This is a genomic window from Bradyrhizobium sp. 142, from assembly GCF_023074015.1.
Lineage (GTDB): Bacteria > Pseudomonadota > Alphaproteobacteria > Rhizobiales > Xanthobacteraceae > Bradyrhizobium.
Genome location: NZ_JADPKQ010000294.1, coordinates 64,671 through 88,057 on the forward strand (window position 1 = coordinate 64,671; position 23,387 = coordinate 88,057).

The 23,387-nt window shown below is 64.1% G+C and carries 22 protein-coding genes and 1 pseudogene; 16 read left to right on the forward strand and 7 right to left on the reverse strand.

Going from position 1 to position 23,387, the window contains the following annotated elements; genetic code table 11:
• Positions 1-79: 79 nt before the first annotated feature.
• From IVA82_RS26130 to IVA82_RS26185, 12 genes and pseudogenes are all read left to right on the forward strand, one after another.
• Entirely contained in the window at positions 80-1,441 is a 1,362-nt protein-coding gene (locus IVA82_RS26130; RefSeq protein WP_247389741.1) for an extracellular solute-binding protein, read from the forward strand.
• A gap of 82 nt (positions 1,442-1,523) precedes the next feature.
• Positions 1,524-2,426: an ABC transporter permease gene (locus IVA82_RS26135; RefSeq protein WP_247389742.1), complete on the forward strand. Its 903-nt coding sequence runs from the start codon at positions 1,524-1,526 to the stop codon at positions 2,424-2,426.
• Positions 2,423-3,313 carry an ABC transporter permease subunit gene (locus tag IVA82_RS26140; RefSeq protein ID WP_247389743.1) on the forward strand — a complete coding sequence of 297 codons (891 nt, stop codon included), beginning with the start codon at positions 2,423-2,425 and terminating at the stop codon, positions 3,311-3,313. Before IVA82_RS26135 ends, IVA82_RS26140 begins: the two co-directional genes overlap by 4 nt.
• Before the next feature lie 7 nt (positions 3,314-3,320).
• Positions 3,321-4,427 carry an ABC transporter ATP-binding protein gene (locus tag IVA82_RS26145; RefSeq protein ID WP_247389744.1) on the forward strand — a complete coding sequence of 369 codons (1,107 nt, stop codon included), beginning with the start codon at positions 3,321-3,323 and terminating at the stop codon, positions 4,425-4,427.
• Between the two features lie 21 nt (positions 4,428-4,448).
• Entirely contained in the window at positions 4,449-4,940 is a 492-nt protein-coding gene (locus IVA82_RS26150) for a (2Fe-2S)-binding protein (RefSeq protein WP_247389745.1), read from the forward strand.
• A gap of 2 nt (positions 4,941-4,942) precedes the next feature.
• Positions 4,943-7,330, forward strand: coding sequence for a xanthine dehydrogenase family protein molybdopterin-binding subunit (locus tag IVA82_RS26155; protein WP_247389746.1), 2,388 nt, complete (start codon positions 4,943-4,945; stop codon positions 7,328-7,330).
• Positions 7,331-7,341: 11 nt separating this feature from the next.
• Positions 7,342-8,139, forward strand: coding sequence for a xanthine dehydrogenase family protein subunit M (locus IVA82_RS26160; protein ID WP_247389747.1), 798 nt, complete (start codon positions 7,342-7,344; stop codon positions 8,137-8,139).
• Positions 8,140-8,155: 16 nt separating this feature from the next.
• On the forward strand, positions 8,156-9,646 hold the full coding sequence (locus IVA82_RS26165; protein WP_247389748.1) for an amidase: 1,491 nt from the start codon (positions 8,156-8,158) through the stop codon (positions 9,644-9,646).
• A gap of 232 nt (positions 9,647-9,878) precedes the next feature.
• A complete protein-coding gene (locus tag IVA82_RS26170; RefSeq protein WP_247389749.1) occupies positions 9,879-10,340 on the forward strand; it encodes an Hsp20 family protein in 462 nt (153 codons plus the stop codon).
• A 77-nt stretch (positions 10,341-10,417) separates the two neighbouring features.
• Positions 10,418-10,909: an Hsp20/alpha crystallin family protein gene (locus IVA82_RS26175; protein WP_247389750.1), complete on the forward strand. Its 492-nt coding sequence runs from the start codon at positions 10,418-10,420 to the stop codon at positions 10,907-10,909.
• An 88-nt stretch (positions 10,910-10,997) separates the two neighbouring features.
• Complete coding sequence (locus tag IVA82_RS26180; protein WP_247389751.1) at positions 10,998-11,333, forward strand: hypothetical protein; 336 nt, start codon at positions 10,998-11,000, stop codon at positions 11,331-11,333.
• A gap of 156 nt (positions 11,334-11,489) precedes the next feature.
• A pseudogene (locus tag IVA82_RS26185) lies at positions 11,490-12,377 on the forward strand (trypsin-like peptidase domain-containing protein); the annotation flags it as partial.
• Between the two features lie 377 nt (positions 12,378-12,754).
• On the opposite strand, the gene IVA82_RS26190 reads toward IVA82_RS26185, so the two are convergent.
• Positions 12,755-12,967, reverse strand: coding sequence for a hypothetical protein (locus IVA82_RS26190; RefSeq protein ID WP_247389752.1), 213 nt, complete (start codon positions 12,965-12,967; stop codon positions 12,755-12,757).
• A gap of 141 nt (positions 12,968-13,108) precedes the next feature.
• Positions 13,109-14,008: a LysR substrate-binding domain-containing protein gene (locus IVA82_RS26195; RefSeq protein WP_148738769.1), complete on the reverse strand. Its 900-nt coding sequence runs from the start codon at positions 14,006-14,008 to the stop codon at positions 13,109-13,111.
• Positions 14,009-14,218: 210 nt separating this feature from the next.
• Between IVA82_RS26195 and IVA82_RS26200 the strand changes: the two genes are divergently transcribed.
• Positions 14,219-15,016, forward strand: a complete 798-nt coding sequence (locus IVA82_RS26200) for a fumarylacetoacetate hydrolase family protein (RefSeq protein WP_247389753.1) — start codon at positions 14,219-14,221, stop codon at positions 15,014-15,016.
• A gap of 467 nt (positions 15,017-15,483) precedes the next feature.
• Here IVA82_RS26200 and IVA82_RS26205 read toward each other — a convergent pair whose 3' ends face one another.
• Positions 15,484-16,335 (reverse strand): CoA ester lyase, encoded by an 852-nt coding sequence (locus tag IVA82_RS26205; protein WP_247389754.1) that lies wholly within the window; start codon positions 16,333-16,335, stop codon positions 15,484-15,486.
• A 319-nt stretch (positions 16,336-16,654) separates the two neighbouring features.
• Here IVA82_RS26205 and IVA82_RS26210 point away from each other — a divergent pair, with 319 nt between their 5' ends.
• Entirely contained in the window at positions 16,655-17,821 is a 1,167-nt protein-coding gene (locus tag IVA82_RS26210) for an acyl-CoA dehydrogenase family protein (RefSeq protein ID WP_247389755.1), read from the forward strand.
• 72 nt (positions 17,822-17,893) lie between these two features.
• Here the strand turns inward: IVA82_RS26210 and IVA82_RS26215 are convergent, their stop codons facing one another.
• The 4 genes from IVA82_RS26215 to IVA82_RS26230 form a co-directional block, all read right to left on the reverse strand.
• Positions 17,894-19,474, reverse strand: a complete 1,581-nt coding sequence (locus IVA82_RS26215) for an AMP-binding protein (protein WP_247389756.1) — start codon at positions 19,472-19,474, stop codon at positions 17,894-17,896.
• 43 nt (positions 19,475-19,517) lie between these two features.
• Complete coding sequence (gene upp, locus IVA82_RS26220) at positions 19,518-20,153, reverse strand: uracil phosphoribosyltransferase (protein WP_247389757.1); 636 nt, start codon at positions 20,151-20,153, stop codon at positions 19,518-19,520.
• A gap of 164 nt (positions 20,154-20,317) precedes the next feature.
• The gene (locus IVA82_RS26225) at positions 20,318-20,455 is read right to left on the reverse strand and encodes a hypothetical protein (RefSeq protein ID WP_247389758.1); all 138 of its coding nucleotides are present in this window, start codon (positions 20,453-20,455) and stop codon (positions 20,318-20,320) included.
• 44 nt (positions 20,456-20,499) lie between these two features.
• Positions 20,500-20,970, reverse strand: coding sequence for a hypothetical protein (locus IVA82_RS26230; protein WP_247389759.1), 471 nt, complete (start codon positions 20,968-20,970; stop codon positions 20,500-20,502).
• 490 nt (positions 20,971-21,460) lie between these two features.
• On the opposite strand from IVA82_RS26230, the gene IVA82_RS26235 reads away from it, so the two are divergent.
• Positions 21,461-21,550 carry a K(+)-transporting ATPase subunit F gene (locus IVA82_RS26235; RefSeq protein ID WP_038965694.1) on the forward strand — a complete coding sequence of 30 codons (90 nt, stop codon included), beginning with the start codon at positions 21,461-21,463 and terminating at the stop codon, positions 21,548-21,550.
• 104 nt (positions 21,551-21,654) lie between these two features.
• On the forward strand, positions 21,655-23,358 hold the full coding sequence (gene kdpA, locus IVA82_RS26240) for a potassium-transporting ATPase subunit KdpA (RefSeq protein WP_247389760.1): 1,704 nt from the start codon (positions 21,655-21,657) through the stop codon (positions 23,356-23,358).
• The last annotated feature ends 29 nt before the right edge of the window (positions 23,359-23,387 follow it).

The following is a 23,387-nucleotide window of genomic DNA, read 5'->3' on the forward strand; positions in this document are numbered from 1 at the left end:
CTCGCCCGCAACTGATCACTTCCGCAGCCGGTCAATGGCGACCGGTGCGCAGCGTTCATCGTAGCCAACGAGGGTCGCCATGTCTGACAATGGTAAGGGGACGTCCACTTCCGATCCGGTGGGGACGGGGGCCAAGGCGGACGTCGGGTCGAGGAAAAAGCTGAGCCGGCGCACGCTGTTGAAGGGGGCTGCGGCAGTTGCGGGCGCAGCCGCAGGATCGGACGCGATCCGCGGATTTCCGACCATCTGGGCGCAGGAGATCAAGGACATCGAGCTGCGCCATGTCGGCGTCTCCTATTCGGTGGTGAAGGCGATCGGCGACCAGGCCGCCAAGGATCTCGGTTTCAAGGTGACGATGCAGAACCTCGACACCTCCGCCGCCATCAACCGCTTCATAAGCCAGCCTAATACGGTCGATATCGCCGATCTCGAGGGCTGGCAGGCCAAGCTCGCCGCCAAGCGCAGCGTGATCCAGGGCATCGAGGTCAAGAAGATCAAGGAGTTCGACAACATCCTGCCGATCTTCACCAAGGGCGAGATCGACGGCCACAAGATCCCGCGCCAGGGCATCTCGCCCTATGAGGCCATGTATATCGCAAAGCCCGACTCGACCGACCTCAACGACGGCGTCACCGAATGGGCGACCTTCCTGCCGCAAGTCTACAACGCCGACTCCATCGGCTATCGCCCCGACCTCGTCGGCCATGAAGTCACGGAATGGAAAGATTTGATTGATCCGAAATTCAAGGGCAAGGCCGCGATCCTCGACGTGCCCGCGATCGGCATCATGGATGCCGCGCTTTGCTTCGAAAGCGCCGGACTGATCAAATACGGCAACAAGGGCAACATGACCAAGGAGGAGATCGACTTCACCTGCAACAAGCTGATCGAGCTGAAGAAGCAGGGCCAGTTCCGCGCGACCTGGACCACTTTCGACCAGTCGGTGCAGCTGATGGCGGCGGGCGAGGTGGTCATCCAGTCGATGTGGTCGCCGGCGGTCGCAGCCGTCCGGGTCAAGGAGATTCCTTGCGTCTATGCGCCGGTCAACATCAAGAACGGCAAGGAAGGCTATCGCGGCTGGTGCAACGGCATGGGGCTGATGAAGCACCTCTCCGGCAAGAAGCTCGACGCTGCCTACGAATATCTCAATTGGTATCTGTCGGGCTGGCAGGGCGGCTTCGTCGCGCGCTACGGCTATTACAGCCCGGTGCCGTCGACCGCGAAGAAATTCCTGACGCCTGCCGAATGGGCGTTCTGGTACGAGGGTCAGCCTGCGCCGGAAGTGGTCAACGATCCCTACGGCGTGGCGATGGAGAAGGCCGGCACCAAGCGCGACGGCGGCTCTTTCCTCGACCGCGTCAAGAACATCTCGTGCTGGAACACGCTGATGGACGAGGCGGCCTACATGAACAAGCGCTGGAACGACTTCAAGGTGGCCTGAAACCTGCTTTCCCTGACGTAACGAGAGCGCCGGCGCGGCGACGCGCCGGTGCAAGAGAAGCTACTTCGAGGCGTTTGCCGATATGCAGCCAGGTCCAAGTTCAGGTCCAAGTCCCGCTCAAACCGCATCACGCGCCAACCTTGCCGGCTGGCTTTACGTGTCGCCGCTTGTGCTGGTGCTGGTGCCGTTCTTCGTGGCGCCGATCCTGGTCGTGGTGGCCGCAAGCTTCTTCGCCACCGACGGCTTCGGCGGGCTGACGCCCGGCTTCACGCTGGCAAGCTATTTCGAGGTGCTGCATTCGGCGCTGACGCTGAAGCTTTATCTTGCGACCATCAAGTTCACGGTGCTGACCTGGGTCTTCACGCTCATCATCGGGTTCTTCGTCGCCTATTTCCTGGTGTTCCACGTTCGCAACCAGCTGCTGGCGATCGGCCTCTTCCTGCTGTGTACGGTGCCGTTCTGGACATCGAACATCATCCGGATGATCTCGTGGATACCACTGCTCGGCAAGGAAGGCCTGATCAACCAGGCGCTGCTCGCAGCTGGCGTCATCCGCCAGCCGCTGGAGGTGCTGCTGTTCTCCGACCTCGCCGTCGTCATCGCCTATGTCCACCAGCTCACGATCTTCATGATCGTGCCGATCTTCAATTCCATGGCGCGGATCGACAAGAAGCTGATCGAGGCCGCGATCGACGCCGGGGCCAGCCGATTCGATATCATGCGGCTGATCGTGGTGCCGATGTCCAAGAGCGGCATCGCGCTCGGGACTATCTTCGTCGTCTCGATCGTGATGGGCGACTTCTTCGTGGTCAAGGTGATGTCCGGCGGCGGCTCGGCCTCGGTGGTCAGCGCGTTCTATGAAGACGTCGGCGTGCTGCAATACCCGACCGCGGCCGCCAGCGCCGTGCTGCTGACGCTGGTGCTGGTCGCGATCGTCTCGCTGATCCTGCGCACCGTCGACATCCGGCAGGAGATCACGCGATGAGCGCGGTGCTGGCGGACATGCCCGAGACAGTCGCGCCCGCGACCACCAAGGCAATCGCGCCGAGCAAGGGTGGGCGGCCCTGGACGTTCTACGTGCTGGCGACGCTGTTCGCGCTCTATGTGCTCGCACTCTACGGCCCGATGTTCTGCATCTACATCCTGTCGTTCCAGGACATCCGCGGCGGCCTCGTGTTTCCGATGAAGGGACAGTCGCTGCATTGGTTCATCGATCTCTTCACCCAGGTACGGACCGGCGACGTCAAGGGCTCGTTCGACCGCTCGATCAAGCTCGCGGTCATTGTCACCGTCATCACGGTGGTGCTGTCGTTTCTCGCCGGGCTCGGTTTCCGCAGGCGCTTTTGCGGCGACACGGTCGTCTTCTACACGATGATCGGCAGCCTGGTCGCGCCCGGCCTCGTGCTCGGTCTCGGCACCGGGCTGCTGTTCCAGGCGCTCGGCCTGAATGCGAGCTGGTACACCTCTGCGCTCGGCGCGCAGCTGTCCTGGACGCTGCCGTTCGGCGTGCTGGTGATGTTCGCAGTGATGTCGCGCTTCAATCACGTCTGGGAGGAGGCGGCCTACGATCTCGGTGCCAGCCGCTGGCAGTCGATTCGGCTGGTGATGATCCCGGTACTGGCGCCCGGCCTCGTTGCTGTCGCGCTGTTCGGCTTCACGCTGTCCTATGACGAATTCGCCCGCAGCCTCCAGACCGCCGGGTCGCTGAACACGCTGCCGCTGGAAATCTGGAGCATGACGTTGAACGTCACCTCGCCCTCGCTCTACGCGCTCGGCACGGTGACGACCATCGTCTCCTTCATTGTCATCGGCGCGAGCCTGGGCAGCATCGTGCTGATCCAGAAGAAGCGCGGCAGCAATGCAAAGGGTTGAGCTGGGAATGAAGAGCGATAGCGGCAATATCGAACTGGCGGGCGTCTGCAAGAGCTTTGACGGCGTCACCAACGTGGTGGACGGCGTCAACCTCAGGATCGCCGACGGCGCCTATTGCTGCTTCATCGGCCCGTCCGGCTGCGGCAAGACCACGATTTTGCGCATGATCGCCGGCCATGAAGATCCGACCGCGGGCGAGATCGTGATCGGCGGCCAGAACGTCGTGGGGCTCGCGCCGGTGCAGCGGCGCACCGCGATGATGTTTCAGTCCTATGCACTGTTTCCGCATCTGACCGTGCGCGAGAATATTGCCTTTGCGCTACGCGTGCGCGGCGTGTCCAAGGCAGATCGCCTGCGGGCGGCGGACGCCATGATCGAAAAAGTGCGGCTGACGCAATTTGCCGACCGGCTGCCGGCGCAGCTCTCCGGCGGTCAGCAGCAGCGCGTCGCATTGGCGCGCGCGGCGATCACGGAGCCGCGCGTGCTGCTGCTCGACGAGCCGCTGTCGGCTCTGGACGAACAGCTCCGTGTGCAGATGCGCCAGGAGCTGCGGCGGATGCAGCAGGAACTCGGCATCACCTTCATCCATGTGACCCACACTCAGCTCGAGGCGATAGCGCTGGCCGATCTCGTGGTGGTGATGGAGCAGGGCAGGATCAAGCAGGCGGGAGCGGCGCGCGACGTCTACGCCCACCCGCACGACCGCTATGTCGCCGAGTTCATGGGCGGCCAGAACGTGCTGTCGGGCCGCGTCGAGAAGGTCAACGGCGCGAGCTTTACGCTCGCACAGGCCGCCCCCTCGGGCATTGAGGTGCCGCTTCAGGCGCGCTCGACGGTCAGCATCGGCGACAAGGTCGATATCGCGGTGCGCCGCGACGATGTCGTGCTGGTCCGGCCCGGCAGGGAGCTGCCGCCCGGCTATACCAATTCGCTGCCGAGCCGGGTGCTTGCGATCGAATACCAGGGCTATTTCGTCAAGGTCATGCTCGACACCGTGCCCGACGATGCGTTCGTTGCCTACGTGCCGGAAAAGACCTTCTTCGCAGATCCCTTCACCGTTGGCGATGTCGTGATGGCCACATGGGCTACCGGCAGCGCGATTCCACTCGCCTAAAGCCCCGTCGCGCACAGGAGTATGATCGTGCAGATATCCTTCACACTCAACGGACGGCCAACCATGGTGGATGTCGAGCCGGCGACGCTCGTTGCCGAGCTCCTGCGCGAGCAGCTCAACCTCACCGGCACCCATATCGGCTGCGACACCAGCCAGTGCGGCGCCTGCGTCGTGCATCTCGACGGACTTCCTGTGAAAAGCTGCACGCTTCTGGCGCCTGCGCTGGACGGCGCGACGCTGCTCACCATCGAAGGCTTGCAAGGCGCGCCGGGTTCGAACCGGCTGCATCCGATGCAGGAAGCGTTCCGCGAGCATCACGGCCTGCAATGCGGCTTCTGCACGCCCGGCATGCTGATGACCGCGGTGGCGCTTGCCACCGAAAAGCCGGCGCTGACGGAAGCCGACGTCCGGCACGGTCTCGAAGGCAACATCTGCCGCTGCACCGGCTACCAGAACATCGTCGTCTCGGTGATATCAGGCGCCGCCGCCATGAACGCCGCCAAGGGAGAGTGACCATGGGCAATGTAATCGGGATCGGCGCGTCACCGAAACGGAAGGAAGATCAGCGCTTTCTCACCGGACGCGGCAACTATGTCTCCGACATCAAGCGCCCCGGCATGGCCGCCGGCGTGTTCGTGCGCTCGCCTCATGGACATGCGAAACTGCGCGGCATCGACAAGAGCGCGGCGCTCGCAGCGCCGGGCGTCATCGCCATCCTCACCGGGGATGACGTCGCCGACGATGGACTCGGTTCGCTGCCCTGCGGTTGGGGCATCACAGACGCCAAGGGCACGCCAATGAAGGAGCCGCCGTTCCCGATGCTGGCGCAGGACAAGGTGCGCTTCGTCGGCGACATGGTGGCCTTTGTCATTGCGGAGACGCCGGAGCAGGCGAATGCGGCAGCCGAGCTGCTGGCGGTCGATTACGAGGTGCTGCCTTCTGTCGTCGGTGTGCTCGAGGCCGTGCGACCTGGCGCACCGCAATTGTTCGACGACGTGCCGAACAACATCTGCTGCGACTGGGAGCTCGGCGACAAAGCCGCGGTCGAAACCGCGTTCCGCAAGGCCGCGCATGTCGCAAAGCTCAGCCTGGTCAACAACCGCCTGATCGGCAATCCGATGGAGCCGCGCGCGGCGATCGCGGAATATGAGCCTGGTACCGATCGGTTCACGCTGTGGACCACCAGCCAGTTCCCGCACGTCGTGCGCTTCCTGATGGGCGCGCTGGTGCTGAACATTCCGCAGCACAAGCTGCGGGTGGTCGCGCCCGATGTCGGCGGCGGCTTTGGCGTCAAGCAATTCCATTACGGCGAGGAAGCCGTGATCACCTGGGCGGCCAAGCGCGTGATGCGGCCGATCAAATGGGTGGCGAGCCGCTCGGAAGGCTACGTCTCCGACCGCCACGGCCGCGACCACGTCACCGAGGCCGAGCTTGCGCTCGATGAGACCGGAAAATTCCTGGCCTTCCGGGTTAAGACGCTGGCCAATATGGGCGGCTATCTCTCGACCTTCGGGCCGAACATCCCGACCAATCTCTATGGCCCCTTGCTCGGTGGCGTCTACACCACGCCGGCGATCTATTGCAATGTAAAGGTGGTGTTCACCAATACCGTTCCTGTCGACGCCTATCGCGGCGCCGGCCGGCCCGAGGCGACCTTCGTCCTGGAGCGCATCGTCGATGTCGCTGCCAGCGAGATGGGGATCGATCGCGTCGAGATCCGCCGCCGCAACATGATCCCGAAGGAGGCCTATCCGTACCAGACGCCGGTGCTAGTGCAGTACGATTCCGGCGATCCGGTTGGGTGCCTCGACGGCGCGTTGGTCGCGGCCGATGTCAAGAACTTTGGCATCCGCAAGTCGGAATCGGCGCGAAAGGGCAAATTCCGCGGGCTCGGCTACTCGACCTATGTCGAGGCCTGCGGTCTCGCACCGTCGCGCTTCGCGGGACGGCTGGGCGCGCGCGGCGGCCTCTACGAAAGCGCCACGGTGCGCGTGCATCCGACCGGCCAGGTGACGGTGATGATCGGTACCCACAATCACGGCCAGGGCCATGAGACGACATTCGCGCAGATCGTCTCGGAAAAGCTCGGCGTGTCGTTCGAGAATGTCGACATCGTGTTCGGCGATACCGATCGCGTGCAGTTCGGCATGGGCACCTATGGCTCGCGCTCCCTGGTGGTCGGCGGCGCGGCGCTGTCGAAGGCGACGGACAAGGTGGTCGCAAAGGGCAAGAAGATCGCGGCGCATCTGTTAGAGGCCGCCGAACTCGATATCCAGTTCGAGGCCGGAAAGTTCTCGGTCGCGGGCACGGACCGCATGAAGACGTTCGAGGAGATCGCGGGAGCGGCCTACGTGCCGCATGACTATCCGCTCGAAGTGCTGGAGCCGGGACTGGAGGAGCAGGCCTATTACGATCCCGTCAACTTCACCTATCCCGGCGGCTGCCATATCGCCGAGGTCGAGGTCGACCCCGAGACCGGCACGGTGACGCTGGTCAATTATACCGCGGTGGACGACGTCGGAACGGTGATCAACCCGATGATCGTCGAGGGGCAGCTGCATGGCGGCATCGTGCAGGGTGTCGGCCAGGCGCTGTTCGAGAACGCGGTCTATGACGAGGGCTCCGGCCAGCTGCTGTCGGGCTCGCTGATGGACTATTGCATGCCGCGCGCCGATCATATGCCGATGATGAAGGTCGCGACCCACTCGACGTTGTGCACGCACACGCCGATGGGCGTGAAAGGCTGCGGCGAGGTCGGCACCATCGGTTCGCCCGCTGCCGTCATCAACGCGGTGGTCGATGCGCTGTCGCATCTCGGCGTCACCCACGTCGACATGCCGGCGACGCCGAACCGGATCTGGCGCTTGCTGCAAAACGCGTCGCTGCCGGTCGCCGCGGAATAGGGAGGACAACCATGAAACCGTTTGCCTATCACCAGCCCAACCAGATTCCCGACGCTGCAAAGCTGCTGACCTCGATCGAGGACAGCAAGCTCGTCGCCGGCGGTATGACGCTGATCCCGACGCTGAAGCAGCGTCTGGCCAGCCCCGTCGCGCTGGTCGATCTTTCAAAGCTGCCAAACCTCAAAGGCATCACCGACGACGGTGCAACGATCACCATTGGCGCGATGACGCCGCACGCAGTGGTCGCCGCCTCCAAGCTCGTGCAAGCGAAAATCCCCGGGCTCGCTGCGCTGGCCTCGATGATCGGCGATCCCGCGGTGCGCAGCCGCGGCACCATCGGCGGTTCCGTCGCGAACAACGACCCGGCGGCCGATTATCCAGCCGGCGTCCTCGGCCTGGGTGCGACCATCGTCACCAGCACGCGCGAGATCGCGGCCGACAAGTTCTTCCTCGGCCTGTTCGAGACCGCGCTCGAGCCGGGCGAAATCATCATCGCAATCCGCTTTCCTTTGCCGCTCAAGGCAGGCTACGCCAAATTCAAGGCGCCGGCGTCGCGCTACGCGTTGGTTGGCGTGTTCGTGGCGAAATTCGCCGACGGCGTCCGGGTGGCGGTGACCGGAGCAGGCTCCGGCGTGTTCCGGGTGCCGCCGATGGAGGCGGCGCTGTCGCAACATTTCGATCCGTCCGCGATCGCGGCGATCAAGATCGACACCGACGGCCTCACCTCCGACATCCACGCCGAAGCCGATTACCGTGCGCATCTCGTCACGGTGATGGCTAAGCGCGCCGTCGACGCGGCGCTCAGCTAGCTCTTTAGGGTTGATGATGACTGATGGTTCCGGCCGAACGGCCTTTCCGCCGGCGCCGACTGGCCTTGGCGCGCTTTCTGCTACCGAGATCATGGCCGGCTACCGGCGCAAGGCGTTCACCCCGCGCGACGTCGTCGACGACACGATCGCTGCGCTTGAGGCGGCCAGCCAGGCCTGCAACGCGGTGGTGACGCCGATGTACGAGCAGGCGAGGGCGGTTGCCGACCGTCTCACCAGGGAGATGCGCGCGGGCGAAGCCAAGGAGCCGCTCGCCGGAGTGCCGGTTACCATCAAGGACCTCGTCTTCGTCGCGGGCGTGCCGGCCTATGGCGGCTCGCCGATGAACAAGGCGTTCGTGCCTGAGGTCGATGCCGCCGTTGTGTCGACGTTGAAAGCGGCCGGCGCGATCATCACTTGCAAGACCACGACCTGCGAGGCCGGTTACAAGCTGACGGCGGACAGTCCGGTCACCGGCACCACCCGAAACCCTTGGAATCCCGGCCGCACAAGTGGCGGGTCGAGCGGCGGCGCAGCGGCGGGCGTGGCGGCCGGTTGCGGACCGATCGCGATCGGCACCGACGGCGTCGGCTCGATCCGCGTGCCTTCGTCGTTCTGCGGCGTGTTCGGGCTCAAGCCGACCTTCGGCCTGGTGCCGCGCTCGCCCGGCTTCTCGCCGCCGTCCTGGGCCTCGCTCGCGCATACGGGACCGATCACGCGGACGGTGGCGGATGCCGCGCTCACGCTCGAAATCATTGCCGGTTACGATTTGCGCGATCCCGCGAGCCTGCCGGGGTCGCCGCGGAGGTTCGACGCCAACGCTGCGTCGTTGAACGACATTCGCATCGGCGCCAGCGTCGATCTCGGTTATACCGCCGTCAGCCCCGACGTCCGCACGGCTTTCAACAAGGCGCTGGCCATTCTCGACTCCTGCGGCGCGCAGGTCACCATCGACGGTCCAGGCCTCGATCCCGGCATCCTCGAGCATACGCTGAAGCCGATCGCCTTCACCGAGCAGGCGGCCGCCGTCGCGGGCAAGACCACGGCCGATCTCGCCGGCTCTGAATCGGATTATCGCGACGTCATCAGCGCCGGCCGCAACTACAGCGGCACCGACTATATCGAGGCCGGCTATCGGCGTGGTCAGGCGCGCAACGCGTTCTTAAAACTGTTCGAGCGCGTCGATGCGCTGGTGACGCCGACGGTTGCGGTGACCGCGTTCGAAGCCGGCCAGATCGGCGTCGACCGAATTGATGGCATCAGGGTCGATCCGCATCTGGGCTGGTCGCCCTTCACCTGGCCGATCAATCTCGCCGGCCTTCCGGCCGCGACGCTGCCCTGCGGCTTTGATCGCAATGGCCTGCCGATCGGCTTGCAGATCGTTGCGCCCTGGCTCGACGAGCCGACGATTTTCCGGATCGCCGCGGCATTCGAAGCGGCCCAGCCCTGGGCAAATTTCTGGCCGTCGCTGGCGTTACGTGAGCCGGACCGTGCCCGCGCCAAGGCGTGAAGGGAATCGGGCCTGGAACTGGCCGGCCGCGGTCCGCCTCGGTCCAAAAAAATTTTTCGACAGCCCTCTTGAAACCGACTTCCGTTCTTCTAAGTCACTTTTCGCCGCGAGAGCGGTGTGCCGGGTGCCCGCGAGGGCCCGGCACGGGCGCCGGGCCGTTGTCTTCGGACCCCGTCTGAAACCCCTGTCCTGCGCTCCTTCGTATCCAACTTGCTCCTTGGAGGACTTGGCTATGAGGACCACCTTAGATTTCGCGCCCCTGTGGCGCTCCACCATCGGCTTCGATCATCTGGCCGATCTCGTCGACAGCACGCTGCGCCAGGCGACCGAGGACAACTATCCCCCTTACAACATCGAACGTTCCGGCGAAGACCATTACCGGATCAGCCTCGCCGTGGCGGGCTTCGGCATCAACGATATCACCGTGACCGCCGAGCAGAACGCGCTCACGATCGAGGGCAGGAAGCCCGACGGCGCCGCGCACGAATATCTCTATCAGGGCATCGCGGCGCGTCCGTTCCGGCGCGTCTTCAACCTCGCCGACTATGTCCAGGTCAAGCAGGCCTCCTTCCAGGACGGTCTCCTGATCGTCGACCTCGTCCGCGAGGTCCCGGAAGCGATGAAGCCGCGCCGGATCGAGATCGCGGGCGGCGCACCTGCGGCATCGCAGATCGAGCAGAAGAAAGCAGCCTAGACGCTTGATCGAGGGATTGGCGGAACGCGGCGCTCAGATGTGCGCGCCGCGTTCCCGGATACATGAAGGAGAGAACCATGGGTTTTCGTGATCTTATTCCCTGGTCAAGGAACCAGGAGCTTGCGCCGGTTCGCGACAGCTTCGATCCGTTCCTGACGCTTCATCGTGAGATGAACCGTCTGTTCGACGACGTGTTTCGCGGCTTTGCCGGGAGCAACCTGTCACCCATGATGGAAGGCCGGTTCGGTTGGCCCAAGGTCGAGCTCAGCGAGACCGACAAGATGCTGACCGTCACGGCCGAACTTCCGGGGCTGACGGAGAAGGACGTCGAGGTCGAAGTCGCCAACGGCATCCTCACGCTCCGCGGCGAGAAGAAAGCCGAGCGCAACGGCGAAGGCAGGTATTTCACCGAGCGCTACTACGGCGCCTTCGAGCGGCAAATTCCGCTCGAGGACGTCGAGGAAGACAAGGCCGAGGCGTCGTTCAAGAACGGCGTTCTGACCGTGTCGCTGCCGAAGTCCGACAAGCCGCGGGAGGGTGTCAGGCGCATCGCGATCAACACGCACTAGCGCCAACATGGATGGCGGCGAGGCTCGCCGCCATCCGATCATCAACATACCTATCCCTTTGAAAGGAGCGTCAGGGGAGGCACAACCGATGACAAACGTGAATACGAACTTCGGCAATCTCAATCCGCTATTTCATCCCGCGGCCCACTACGACTCGCCCGCTGATGTCCTGAACGCAGACGAGCTCTCCACGCCGGAGAAGCGGATCATCCTGTCGTCCTGGGCGTCCGACATGTACGCGGTCGAATCCTGTCCCGCCTTGCGCGAAATTCCCGGCATGAGCCATACGGTCCGGCTCGCGGATATTCTCGCCGCCCTGCGCCAGCTCGACGGCGACAATGACGACGACGATCCGCCGCACGGCGGTGGTGTCCCGATGCGGCTGCGGCGGCCTTGGGCCGCCGCAGAACGCCGAGGGGCATGATGCTCAGGCAGACCGGTTCTGGCTCTGGTGCTGCTCGGCCAGGTCTCAGCGGCCTGGGCCGTTCCGCTTCTGGCCTTGCAAGGCTGGACGGAGCGCCGCGCGATAGCGCGTGAGGCGGCTCTCTAATTTCAATCTCAGGCGACGCGATAGGTTATGATGAAGACGTATGCTGTGCGTTTGTTCTCGTTGGCGTTGCTGGTGCTGACGCTGACGGCGTCGCATCCTGCCGCAGGCCAGCTCCCCGATCTGAAGACGGGCGGCTCGGTCCCGACGCTGGCGCCTTTGGTCCGCCAGGTGACGCCGGCGGTGGTCAATATCTCCGTGCACGGCCGGGTACGCGAAGACAATCCGCTCTATCGCGACCCGCTGTTCCGCGAGTTCTTCGATGTTCCGAAGCAGATCGAGAAGGAAGTCAGCGCGACGGGCTCCGGCGTGATCGTCGATGCCCGCAGCGGCTATGTGCTGACCAACAACCACGTGGTCGAAGGCACTTCCGCCGTCCAGATCACGAAGGACGGCCGGCAGTTTTCCGCAAAGGTCGTCGGTCGCGATCCGCCGACCGACGTCGCGGTGCTCCAGATCCAGAACCCGGCCAGGCTCAAGGCGCTTCCCATCGGCGACAGCGACGCGCTCGAAGTCGGCGACTTCGTGCTCGCGATCGGCAATCCCTTCGGACTCGGACAGACCGTGACGTCAGGCCTCGTCAGCGCACTTGACCGAACCGGCCTCGGCAAGCAGGGCTATGAGGATTTCATTCAGACCGACGCGGCGATCAATCCCGGCAATTCCGGCGGCGCGTTGGTCAGCCTGCACGGCGAGCTGGTCGGCATCAATTCGGCCATCATCTCGCCCGCCGGCGGCAATGTCGGCATCGGCTTTGCTATTCCGGTCAACATGGCGCGCAAGGTGATGGAGCAGATCATCGCTACCGGCCGGGTCGAACGCGGCCGCATCGGCGTGTCGCTGAAAGATCTGCATCCATCCATCAGCAACGGACGCAATGAAGGCGCTGCCATCGCGGAAATTGCCGCCGATTCCCCCGCCTAAAAGGCAGGCCTGCGCAAGGGCGATGTCGTGGTGCGCCTCTTACGGCTGTCGTGAGAATAGCGCCGGCGCTTGAATCGAACAATGCGCTTGCAGGGCGCAATCGCCTCGTCCGCTAGGTGGGCCGCAGGAGACCTGAACCGCAGCCGAGCCCGGCGGTTCGGTCCCCTGCGACCGCGCGATCCGGCAAATGCCGGGCGGTCAAGCCGCGCGGTGACCCGGCTCGCCCTGGAGGTCCCTGATCAGCCGCCACTCGCGTTCTATCCGCTGCCGATTGGGCGCGCGCTCGTGCTCGGTCTTCGCGTTTCCAAGAAGGAGTTCGTAATGGTCGATCACCTTCTCGCTGCCCCGAATGAGCAACTCTCGCTAGCCGGTCATCACACTGCCCCCGCCGCATCGATCGGCGCCTTCAAGGCGAAGGAAATCGGGAATGTCGCTGCGGTTAGGCTATCGAGGGCCGATTGCTCTTCTGCGAGACGCCGCTCGATGAACTGACGCTCCAGCTCCGACAGCCTGGTTTTCAGCAGTCGCCGGTAGCGGTGGATGTTGTTGCGGTGCGCACGAAGGCGGGCAAAATTATCATCAAGCATCGTCGTCTCTCCAGACGGTCGCGTTGAGTCCTTTGAAATCTAGAGGGTGAGAAAGAGATTTCTCGGCGCGAAAAATATGCTGCCGGAAATCGGTGTCAAGATGTTTGAGACGATCGCCGCACCTGCGAATGCCAGGTCCCGTCAAGACAGCTCGATCGGAACGCCCCTGCCGCTGAGCTCTTCGTCGAGGCGCAGATAGTGCGCGAGATAGTCGTGCAACGCGGTCGCCGCTTTCGAGGTGGCGCCGCTCGACTTGTAAAGCAGGAGCTCGATCTTCGGCAGCGGCGGCAGGCCTTCATTCGGCCCGATCTCGCGCATCGCAGGCACCAGTGCGCTGCGGCCGAGCACGGTGACCGCCATGCCGGCGAAGGCTGCAGCCTGCAGGCCGCCAACGCTTTCGCTGACGCAGGCGATGCGCCAGCGCAAATTGGCGCGCTCGAGCGTGTCTATCGCGTAGTCGCGATAGATGTTGCCTGGCGGCAGCAGCGCCAGCGGGATCGGCCGCTCCTGATGCGCGGCGGATTGCTCGCCTGTCATCCAGACCAGTTGCTCGCGCCGCACCACCTGGCCGCCGGTAAAGTCGTTCATGCGGGTGACGAGCGCGATGTCGACGTCGCCGCGCTTGACGAGGCCGACCAGCGGCGTCGACAGCGCGCAATTGAGCTGCACCTGGACACGCGGAAAGGATTTTCGGAATACGCTGAGGATCGAGGGCAGCATGAAGGCGGCGTAGAGATCGGGCGTGCCGAGCACGACCTGGCCCTCGATCTCCTGCGAGGCCAGCTGCGAAATCAGCTCGTCATGCAACCGCAGGATGGATTTGGCGTAGGTGAGGACCGTGGTGCCGTCCTCCGTCAGCGTCAGCCTGCGGCCAGCATGCTCGAACAATTGCTTGCCGGTGAGCTCCTCCAGGCGCTGCAGCTGCAAGGTGATTGCCGGCTGGGTACGGCCCAGCCGTCGCGCGGTCTCGGTGATGCTGCTGGTCTCGACCACCGAGATCAGCGACCGGAGCATGCGGATGTCGAGGCTGATGAGGTTCATGCGGCGTCCATCTCGCCCAGAATTGATGCAAGTTCCATGCTAGGGACGGCTAGGAAAGGCTTGAAAGACTCAGTGGCAGGCGGCCCGCTCTCATCCATAAGACGATGCCGTGTCGCGCCCGTCCAGCGTTGCCGGCATACGGAATATCGATTATCAGCCGAACCGGCGCGCATAAGGCTGCCCAAGGAACAGAAAAAGGGAGCACAAGACATGAAAAAGATCTCATCAACGCGGCGCGAGGTGCTCGCAATTGCCGCGGCGGCAAGCGCAGCTTCGATCGCGGACGTTGCGCCTGCCGCGGCGCAGGCGGCACCCAAGCCGATCTTCTCGGTGCCGATGGTGACGATCCCGATCGTCGGCGAGACCCAAGTGTTTCAGGTCCGCCGCATCTACTGCATCGGCCGCAACTACGCGGCGCACGCGATCGAGCGCGGCTCGGACCCGAACCGCGAGCCGCCGTTCTTCTTCCAGAAGCCGACCGACGCGATCCAGAACGTCGCGGTCGGCGAGGTCGCCGACCATCCCTATCCGTCGCTGACCAAGAACTATCACCACGAAGTCGAGCTGGTCGCCGCGCTGAAATCCGGCGGCACCAACATTCCGGCCGAGAAGGCGCTCGACCATGTCTATGGCTACGCGCTCGGCCTCGACATGACCCGCCGCGATCTCCAGAACGGCATGGCCGCGGAGAAGAAGCCCTGGGAGATCGGCAAGAGCTTTGACCACGCCGCGGTGATCGGCCCGATCCATCCGGCGAGCAAGACCGGCCATTTCGACAAGGGCGCGATCTCACTCTCGATCAACGGGACTATGAAACAGAGTTCGGATCTCAGCAAGATGATCTGGAGCGTGGCCGAGCAGATCGCAAGATTATCGGAAGCGTTCGAGCTGAAGGCCGGCGACATCATCTATTCCGGCACGCCGGAGAATGTCGGACCTGTGGTGAAGGGCGACGTGCTGCTGTGCAAGCTCGAGGGCTTGCCAGACATGTCGATCAAGATCGTGTAGCGGCCGCAGCTCTCTTCGCCTCTCCCCCCTTGCGGCAGGGCGATCGCATATGGGTCGATCTTGTTGTGGCCGATCCTTCGAGACGCCCGCCTTGGGGCGGGCCCTCAGGATGAGGATGGAGTGCGCGGCAGCGGTTTCAACGAGCGCCGATGCCGCTCAGCCTCATCCTGAGGAGACCGCGGAGCGGTCGTCTCGAAGGACGAGGCGCGCGCTCAGGCCGCCCAAAAGGGCATATGCGATTGCCCTGCCGCTCGCGGGGAGAGGCCGGATTGCATCGAAGATGCGATCCGGGTGAGGGGGACTCTCCGCGAATCCAGCTCTCACCGTGATCGTGGAGACAGCTCCCTCACCCCAGCCCTCTCCCCGTAAGAACGGGGCAAGGGAGCGCACCGCCAGCGTGGCGGCAGCTTACGCCGCCGTCTTCGGCCGCAACCGTTGGACAGTCCGCGCGACGTGTTGTCCTTGATCTACAGTTGGCCGAGAATTTTCTTGGCGGCGCGAAGATGTGGCTTGTCGATCATCATGCCGTCGAGGCGCAGCGTGCCGGAGTTGGGATTGCTCGCGAACGCGGCAATGACCTTCTCCGCCCATGTGCGCTCGGCATCGGTTGGTTCGAACGCTGCGTTGACAACGTCAACGTGCTTGGGGTGGATCAGCGCCTTGGCCGAAAAGCCGTCACGGCGCGCAGCGCGCGTTTCCTGTTCCAGCCCCGCCAGATTGTCGATATCGGTATAGACGGTGTCGATCGGTGCGACGTCGGCCGCGGCCGCTGCCATCAGGCAGAGATCGCGCGCGAGACGATAGGGGCTGTGGAACACGCCGCCCGAGGCTTTCTCGGTTGCGCCGAGCGAGGCGGAGAGATCTTCGGCGCCCCACATCAGGCCGGCGAGGCGAGGGGAGCAATCCTTATAGGTGCCGAGCCCGAAGATCGAACCGGCGGTTTCCGTGGCAACGCAGACGATGCGGGTCGAGCCGACCGTGCTGCCGGCCGCCGCCTCGAAGGCTTCGAGCCAGGTTGCCACTTGGCGCACATCGTCGCCGCTCCGCGACTTCGGCAGCACGATGCCGTCCGGCGCGCCGGGCATCACCGCGGCGAGATCGGCGAGCGTCATGCCGGTGTCGAGTGCGTTGACGCGAACATAGAGAAGGTGCGGGCCGCGGCGCTCCCTCAGCATCGCCAGCGTCAGCGTGCGCGCTTCTTCCTTTTTCTCGGTGACGACGGAGTCCTCGAGGTCGATGATCAGCGCGTCGGCTTTGCCTTGGCTCGCCTTCTCGAATTTGCGCGGGGAATCGCCCGGGACGAACAGCATCGAACGCATCAGACCGGCCTCTTGTGCATCATCGCCATGCGGCGGAATTTGCGACGATCTCGTTGTTCTGATTTCAGGCCTGGTCTTAAACTCGACGTGCCAGCCGTCCGGCAACAATGCATGGTCGCATGCCAAGTTCATATATATATGGCTTTGAAGTTTTGGATATATGGTGGCGGGAGTATTCCACGGCGTCTTCCTGCATTTCATCGCGCACCTGATCGCTATTGGATCGCGGTGGCCGTTTCCTCGATCATTCTCTGGCCCCCCTCGCAGATGGGGCGCTAAGCTACGGGCCGTCGCGGCTCCAATCAAGGAGATCAAAAACATGGATTTCGCGCTCACCGATCAGCAGGAAGCCATTCGCGATGCCATCGCCAAGATCTGCGAAGGTTTTGACGACGCCTATTGGCTGAAGAAGGACCACGACGGCGGCTTCCCGCACGATTTCCACAAGGCGCTGGCCGTTGCCGGCTGGCTCGGCATCTGCGTGCCGGAAGCCTATGGCGGCTCGGGCCTCGGCATCATCGAAGCTGCGATCATGATGCGCACGATCGCGGAATCCGGCGCGGGCATGTCGGGTGCGTCTGCCGTGCACATCAACGTGTTCGGGCTTAATCCCGTCGTCGTGTTCGGCACCGAGGAGCAGCGCAAGCGCATGCTGCCGCCGATGGTCGAAGGCCGCGAGAAGGCCTGCTTCGCCGTCACCGAGCCCAACACGGGCCTCAACACCACACAGCTCAAGACGCGTGCGGTGGCCAAGAACGACCGCTACATCGTCAATGGCCAGAAAGTATGGATCTCGACCGCGCAGGTCGCGCACAAAATCCTCCTGCTGGCGCGCACCACGCCGCTGGAGGAGGTGCGCTCGCCCACGCATGGGCTGAGCCTGTTCTACACCGATTTCGACCGCAAGAAAATCAAGGTTCACGAGATCGAGAAGATGGGCCGCAAGGTCGTCGATTCCAACGAGCTGTTCTTCGAGGACTTTGAAATCCCGATGGAGGACCGCATCGGCGAAGAGGGCCGCGGCTTCCAATACATCCTCGAAGGCATGAATCCCGAGCGGATCCTGATCGCCGCGGAAGCGGTCGGCCTCGGCAAGCTCGCGCTGTCGCGCGCCACCGAATATGCGAAGACGCGGATCGTGTTCAACCGCCCGATCGGCAAAAATCAGGGCATCCAGCATCCGCTCGCGGTGAACTGGGTCGAGCTCGAGGCGGCCTGGCTGATGGTGATGTCGGCGGCCTGGCAGTACGACAAGGGCTTGCCGTGCGGCGCCGCCGCCAACGCCGCAAAATATCTGGCGGGAGAGGCCGGCTTCAGCGCCTGCGAGCAGGCCGTCATGACCCATGGCGGCTTCGGCTATGCCAAGGAATTCCACGTCGAGCGATATTTGCGCGAAGTGCTGATCCCGCGCATCGCGCCGGTCAGCCCGCAGCTCGCGCTGAGCTTCATCGCGGAAAAGGTGCTCGGGCTGGCCAAGTCGTACTAAACGAGTCGCTAAGCTGATGCGCGACCATTTGGTCGACGACGAACCTTGCGAGCTATCCGGAGTTGGCCGTGCTTATTCGGAAGCGATCCGATCAACTGCCATAGCGCGGAGCCTGGTACGCTGGATCTTGATGCCGTTGGCGCTGTCGGTAACCGGGAAGGCATCCACGAAGTAGATCCGCGCCGGCACCTTGTAGCCGGCGAGCCGCTCGCGCAGGCGCGCGACGAGCGCCTCCTGCTGCACTTCTTGCTGTGGTTCTTGGGCCGGGATCACGAAGGCGACGCAGCGCGCCTGTCCTTTCAGATCGACGGCAACCACCTGGGCGTCGGCAACGCCAGGACAGGATTTGAGTTCGTCCTCGATCTCGCCTGGCGCGACCAGGAAGCCGCCGAGCCGCATGGCGTCGCCCGCACGGGTCTCATAGACGAACGAGCCATCGCCGCGGAGACGGCCGATATCGCCGGTGCGGAAGAAGCCATCCGCGGTGATCGCATCACGCGTTGCCTCGGGATTGTTGAAATAGCCGAAAAAGCGTGACGGGGCGTTGATCTCGATCTCGCCGGAAACGCCGTGAGGCGCAAGTTCGCCGGTCTCGGTGTCACGGACACGGACCTTGGCTTCCGGCGACATCGGCCAGCCGCCGCCCTCGATACGGTTGGCAAAGGCGTCGCCGGCGCGGCCGATCGAGAACAGCGCCTGCACCTCGCTCGAACCGTAGAGGCCGACCAGCGGCACGCCGCGCGCCTCGGCCTCCGCGGCCAGCTCGCGCCAGCCGGGCTGAAACGCAGCGAAGCCGAAAACCTCCGCTTTCGGAAGCGGGCGCGGCGCATCGGTCAGCGCCAGGATGCGGCGGAACATCTCGTCGGAGCCGAAGGCGTGCGTGATCCCGTGCTCGCTGAGGATTGTCTGGGCCGGCGCCGCCTCGAAGGCGTCCAGCACATGGATGGTCACGCCGGCGGCGAGGAAGGCAAGCAAGCTGGTCATGCCGAACGTGCCGCAGAACGGCAGCATCGCCAGCAGCGAATGGCGCTGCGGCGAGAGCGTCAGCGCTTCGGCGATCGAGACGGCGTGCGTGGAAAGCGTCCGCTGCGAATGAGCCACCAGCTTCGGCCCCTTGGTCGTGCCCGAGGTCGTATAGAGCAGCACTGGGAGATCGACGTCGCTCTCGGCTGGCGGGCGCGGCGGGCAGGGCTTCTCGAACGCGTCGAAGCGTACGCAAGGCCAGTGCGCGGGGATCACGTCCGCGCCGACCACCGCGAGCTTTTGCAGCGCAGGCACCTCGGCCTTGGCGACATCGGCGAGAATGGCGGCGAAATCGATCGAGCGGAACGCGGCCTCGACCACCATGAGCCTGGCGCTGGAAACCCTCAGCAGATGCGCGAGCTCGGCGCTGCGGTAGCGGGTGTTGACGGCGGCGACGACGGCGCCAAGGCGGGCGGCGGCAAACAGCAGCGCGATCCATTCGATCCGATTGACCAGCCAGACCGCGACCACGTCGCCCTTACCGATGCCCTGCGCCGCGAGCCAGGCCGCGGTCTGCTCGACCTTTTGCGAGAGCTCGGCGCGCGAGACCGGCGTGCCGTCAAACACGAAGGCGGGCGCGGAGGTCCCGGTCCGGATCAGCGATTGCAGTGAAAAATCGTCGGCGTGCATGACGACCGGAGTAACCAGACAAAACTGTCTACCTGGTGCCTGTCTACTTGGTGCCGAACATCCGGTCGCCGGCATCGCCGAGGCCCGGCACGATGTAGCCGTGGTCGTTCAGCCGCTCATCGATCGCGGCGGTCCAGATCGGCACGTCGGCATGCTGCTTTTGGAACTGCGCGATGCCTTCCGGCGCGGCCAGCAGGCACACGAAGCGGATGTCGCGGGCGCCACGCGCCTTGAGCAGGGACGCGCCGGCGCAGGCCGAATTGCCGGTCGCCAGCATCGGATCCATCAGGATCACGGTGCGGTCGGACAGATCCTGCGGCGCCTTGAAGTAATATTCCACAGCCCGCAACGTCTCGGGGTCGCGGTAGAGCCCGATATGGGCGATGCGCGCCGACGGCATCAGCGCCAGCATGCCGTCGAGGAAGCCGACCCCGGCGCGCAGGATCGGCGCCAGCGTGAGCTTCTTGCCGGCGATCTTCGGCGCCTGCATCGGCGCGATTGGCGTCTCGATCTCGACCAGCTCCAGCGGCAGGTCGCGCGTCACCTCGTAGCAGAGCAGCATCCCGATCTCGTTCAGGATCTCGCGAAAGCTCTTGGTCGAGCGGTCCTTCTCCCGCATTAGGGAGAGCTTATGCTGGACCAGGGGATGGGCGACGACATTGACGTTGCTGGTGCTCATAAAGCTGATCTACACGGTTCCCTGAAACCGCGCCAGATCGGTCCGGCATTTTCCGCGGGATAGGCGGCTTACCCCGGGGTCGCGACGGCGCTTCGCGCCCGGCTGCTCGCCCCCTAGGCAACCATGATCAATTCGCGGTCGATCGCGTCGCATGGCCATCAGCACTAGGCTCCCAACCCGCGCGCCAACAGTGTGATAACGATCGTGAGGATCGCGCCCCAGACCAGGCCCAGCGTCATGGTCAGGATAGTCACTGTGATCGCCTGCTCAAGACGTCCCTTGAAGAGCCTCTGCAAGTTCATGATGGTCGGCCGAATTGTAGAGGGAGCGTCATAAGTGCTCCTGCCTATTTGCCGAAATTGTCGCAGGCGACCGGCTCGTAAAGCGAGTCTTGCGCCGGGCGCACCAAGGGAACGCTGTGCCGCGACACGTCCGCAGCCAAGGCTTGGACCTCGACGAGGCCCGACAGCAGCGCCAGTGCAAGATCGGTGTGGCGTGCTTCGACCGCTGCGTCGAGCCATTCCGGCAATTCGCGCTGGCGCGAGAGGGCGCAATGCCACTCGCCCTCGTCATAGACGATGCGGCGGACCTGCCATAGCGGCAGCTCGAGCTTCATCAGCACCAGCGCAACATCGGTCCAGGCCTCGGCATCGATCAGCCGCATGATGCGCGCAGTGCGCTCGCTGTGTCCGAGCGAGGGCAGGCGCCGGCAGGCGTGCTCGATGATGTCGAATATGAGCGGCCGCGTCATCGCATGCGCATTGCGCAGGCGTTTACTCAGCGAAGGCGGATCGTAACGTCGGAGAGCGGCGGTCATGTCAGGCCTCCCGGAATCGGCGTCGGTCAGTCGGGCCGGCCTCTCCAAGATGGCCAAAACAGCATTTGAAAACGAGATGAGGACAGGGCCGGAAATATAGGGATTTCATAAGTGCGCGGGGCATCGGGTAAGGGACGCAATCTGCTGCCGCCTTCTCGACCGTCGTCCCGGCTTTCGCCGGGACGACGGCGGAAACCGCGCCATCAGCTGGGCCCTTTATGAGATTCCTATAACTTCGCCAAAGCCCTCATCTCGAAAACCTATGGTCGTGGTGGCACTTCAGCGCGGTGAGAAATCTGGCGGGCGTCCTGGAAACGCGTTGCGTTTTCCCTAACGCTTGCCGGCCGCCTGAGACACGGTTGCGCCGCACACGAGGGCGCAACGAGGAGTATCGCCATGACGGACATACTGATGCTGGCGCTGGGCTTCGGCTTCTTCGCGCTCGCGATCGGCTACACCTATGCCTGCGAACGGTTGTGAGGGGCGGATCATGATTTTTGATTATGCGCTTGCCGGTGCCGTCTCGTTCGGCCTGCTGTTCTATCTCACCTACGCGCTGCTGCGGCCCGAGCGGTTCTGACCGTGCTGCTTCTCGAATTGCTGCTGGCGGATGCCGCGCTCGCGGCCTGCTGGCGCTGCTTCTGCCGCTTCTGCGCCGAACACCAAGCCTGAAGGGTTAATGCCATGACTGCGATCGGTTGGCTCCAGATCATTCTCTATTGCGCGATCATCGTCGCGCTGACCAAGCCGCTCGGCTGGTACATGACGCGTGTCTTCAATGGCGAGCGGACGTTCTTGTCGCCGGTGCTGCGCCCGATCGAGGCCGGCATCTACTGGTTTTCCGGGGTCGATGAAAAGCGCGAGCAGCACTGGCTGACCTATACCGTCGCCATGCTGCTGTTCCACGTCGGCGGCTTCCTCGTCATCTATGGCGTGATGCGGCTGCAGTCCGTACTGCCCTTCAATCCGGCCGGTCAGGGCGCGGTTGCCGAGGATCTCTCGTTCAACACCGCGATTTCCTTCATCACCAACACCAACTGGCAGAACTACGGCGGGGAGAGCACGGTCTCGTACCTCGTGCAGATGCTGGGCCTGACCCACCAGAACTTCCTGTCGGCGGCAACCGGCATCGCGCTCGCGGTGGCCCTGGTCCGCGGTTTCTCGCGCGCCTCGATGCGTACGGTCGGAAATTTCTGGGTCGATGTGACCCGCTGCACGCTCTATGTGCTGCTGCCGATCTGTGTCGTCTACACGCTGTTCCTGGTCTGGCAGGGCATCCCGCAGACGCTCGGTGATTATGTCGAGGCCACCACGCTGGAAGGCGCCAAGCAGACCATTGCGGTCGGCCCCGTCGCCTCTCAGGTCGCGGTCAAGATGCTCGGTACCAATGGCGGCGGCTTCTTCAACGCCAACGCCTCCCATCCTTTCGAGAACCCGACGGCGCTGTCGAACTTCGTGCAGATGCTCTCGATCTTCACGCTCGGCGCGGCGCTGACCAATGTGTTCGGCCGCATGGTCGGCAATCAGCGCCAGGGCTGGGCGATCCTGGCCGTGATGGGCGTGCTGTTCGTCGCTGGCGTCGCCATCACCTATTGGGCGGAGGCGGGCGGCACTTCGACGCTGCATGCGCTCGGCCTGACCGGCGACAACATGGAAGGCAAGGAGGTTCGCTTCGGCATTGTCGCGTCCTCGCTGTTCGCGGTGATCACGACGGCCGCCTCCTGCGGCGCGGTCAACGCCATGCATGACAGCTTCACCGCGCTCGGCGGCATGATCCCGCTGATCAACATGCAGCTCGGCGAGATCATCGTCGGCGGCGTCGGCGCCGGCCTCTACGGCATGCTGCTGTTCGTCGTGCTCGCGATCTTCGTCGCTGGGCTCATGGTCGGCCGCACGCCGGAATATGTCGGCAAGAAGATCGAGGCGCGCGAGGTCAAGATGGCGATGCTCGCAATCCTGGTGCTGCCACTGATGTATCTGGGCTGGACCGCTGTCGGCGTGGTCTATCCGGCGGCGGCCGCCTCGATGGCGAATGCCGGGCCGCACGGCTTCACCGAGGTGCTCTACGCCTTCACGTCGGCAACCGGCAACAACGGCTCGGCCTTCGCGGGCCTCACCGGCAACACCCTGTTCTACAACCTCACGCTCGCAAGCGCGATGTTCGTCGGCCGGTTCTTCATGATCATTCCGGCGATGGCGATCGCAGGCTCGCTGGCCGCCAAGAAATCCATTCCGCCGTCAGCCGGCACCTTTCCGACCACGGGCGGGCTGTTCGTCGGCCTCGTCGTCGGCGTGATCCTGATCATCGGCGGCCTGACCTTCTTCCCGGCCCTCGCGCTCGGCCCGATCATCGAGCATCTCGCGATGAATGCCGGACAAGTGTTCTGATCGACAGCCTTCTGATTGTTTGGAGTGAC

Bases quoted from the DNA above. Each gene is read 5' to 3' on its own strand.
- IVA82_RS26130 (WP_247389741.1), top strand. From the start codon at position 80: ATGTCTGACAATGGTAAGGGGACGTCCACTTCCGATCCGGTGGGGACG.
- IVA82_RS26135 (WP_247389742.1), top strand. From the start codon at position 1,524: ATGCAGCCAGGTCCAAGTTCAGGTCCAAGTCCCGCTCAAACCGCATCA.
- IVA82_RS26140 (WP_247389743.1), top strand. From the start codon at position 2,423: ATGAGCGCGGTGCTGGCGGACATGCCCGAGACAGTCGCGCCCGCGACC.
- IVA82_RS26145 (WP_247389744.1), top strand. From the start codon at position 3,321: ATGAAGAGCGATAGCGGCAATATCGAACTGGCGGGCGTCTGCAAGAGC.
- IVA82_RS26150 (WP_247389745.1), top strand. From the start codon at position 4,449: ATGATCGTGCAGATATCCTTCACACTCAACGGACGGCCAACCATGGTG.
- IVA82_RS26155 (WP_247389746.1), top strand. From the start codon at position 4,943: ATGGGCAATGTAATCGGGATCGGCGCGTCACCGAAACGGAAGGAAGAT.
- IVA82_RS26160 (WP_247389747.1), top strand. From the start codon at position 7,342: ATGAAACCGTTTGCCTATCACCAGCCCAACCAGATTCCCGACGCTGCA.
- IVA82_RS26165 (WP_247389748.1), top strand. From the start codon at position 8,156: ATGACTGATGGTTCCGGCCGAACGGCCTTTCCGCCGGCGCCGACTGGC.
- IVA82_RS26170 (WP_247389749.1), top strand. From the start codon at position 9,879: ATGAGGACCACCTTAGATTTCGCGCCCCTGTGGCGCTCCACCATCGGC.
- IVA82_RS26175 (WP_247389750.1), top strand. From the start codon at position 10,418: ATGGGTTTTCGTGATCTTATTCCCTGGTCAAGGAACCAGGAGCTTGCG.
- IVA82_RS26180 (WP_247389751.1), top strand. From the start codon at position 10,998: ATGACAAACGTGAATACGAACTTCGGCAATCTCAATCCGCTATTTCAT.
- IVA82_RS26190 (WP_247389752.1), bottom strand. From the start codon at position 12,967: ATGCTTGATGATAATTTTGCCCGCCTTCGTGCGCACCGCAACAACATC.
- IVA82_RS26195 (WP_148738769.1), bottom strand. From the start codon at position 14,008: ATGAACCTCATCAGCCTCGACATCCGCATGCTCCGGTCGCTGATCTCG.
- IVA82_RS26200 (WP_247389753.1), top strand. From the start codon at position 14,219: ATGAAAAAGATCTCATCAACGCGGCGCGAGGTGCTCGCAATTGCCGCG.
- IVA82_RS26205 (WP_247389754.1), bottom strand. From the start codon at position 16,335: ATGCGTTCGATGCTGTTCGTCCCGGGCGATTCCCCGCGCAAATTCGAG.
- IVA82_RS26210 (WP_247389755.1), top strand. From the start codon at position 16,655: ATGGATTTCGCGCTCACCGATCAGCAGGAAGCCATTCGCGATGCCATC.
- IVA82_RS26215 (WP_247389756.1), bottom strand. From the start codon at position 19,474: ATGCACGCCGACGATTTTTCACTGCAATCGCTGATCCGGACCGGGACC.
- upp (WP_247389757.1), bottom strand. From the start codon at position 20,153: ATGAGCACCAGCAACGTCAATGTCGTCGCCCATCCCCTGGTCCAGCAT.
- IVA82_RS26225 (WP_247389758.1), bottom strand. From the start codon at position 20,455: ATGAACTTGCAGAGGCTCTTCAAGGGACGTCTTGAGCAGGCGATCACA.
- IVA82_RS26230 (WP_247389759.1), bottom strand. From the start codon at position 20,970: ATGACCGCCGCTCTCCGACGTTACGATCCGCCTTCGCTGAGTAAACGC.
- IVA82_RS26235 (WP_038965694.1), top strand. From the start codon at position 21,461: ATGATTTTTGATTATGCGCTTGCCGGTGCCGTCTCGTTCGGCCTGCTG.
- kdpA (WP_247389760.1), top strand. From the start codon at position 21,655: ATGACTGCGATCGGTTGGCTCCAGATCATTCTCTATTGCGCGATCATC.